At 42.7% G+C, this 415-nt stretch carries 1 protein-coding gene; it reads right to left on the bottom strand.

Going from position 1 to position 415, the window contains the following annotated elements; all coding sequences use genetic code 11:
• Positions 1-132: 132 nt before the first annotated feature.
• Positions 133-415 (bottom strand): response regulator (locus AB4496_RS25800; RefSeq protein ID WP_372132705.1); only part of this gene is annotated, 283 nt, incomplete at its 5' end.

Here is a 415-nt window from a genome sequence, read left to right as displayed (position 1 = left end):
CTATGTGTATTTAGCTAACTAGATGTATTAGCTAACCAAGTGCTCATTAGCAAAAAAAAGAAACTCCGACTGATTCTGTCGGAGTTTCTTATAGAGTTGGATATGCTTTAGCGAGACATCAGCTAATTGAACTTAAACGATTTTCTGCTCATTTTCCTTGCTCGACTCAGTTCCTTTCGACAAGAAACTGGCAACGATCTCTCTCAGTTTCCCTTGATTGACGGGTTTTGGTAAAAATTCATCCATACCCACATCGAAGCACAAATGCTTATCTCGTTGCACGACGTTGGCCGTCAGCGCAACGATCGGAATGTGTTTAGAGGTTCCTTCTTCGAGCGCTCGGATCTGCTTGGTCGCTTCGAAACCATCAAGAACTGGCATCTGGCAATCCATAAAAATCATCTCGTATTCGTTG

The sequence above is a fragment of the Vibrio sp. 10N.222.46.A1 genome (assembly GCF_041473595.1).
Classification (GTDB): Bacteria; Pseudomonadota; Gammaproteobacteria; order Enterobacterales; family Vibrionaceae; genus Vibrio; species Vibrio tasmaniensis_A.
This window is presented reverse-complemented; position numbering and strand designations above follow the sequence as displayed.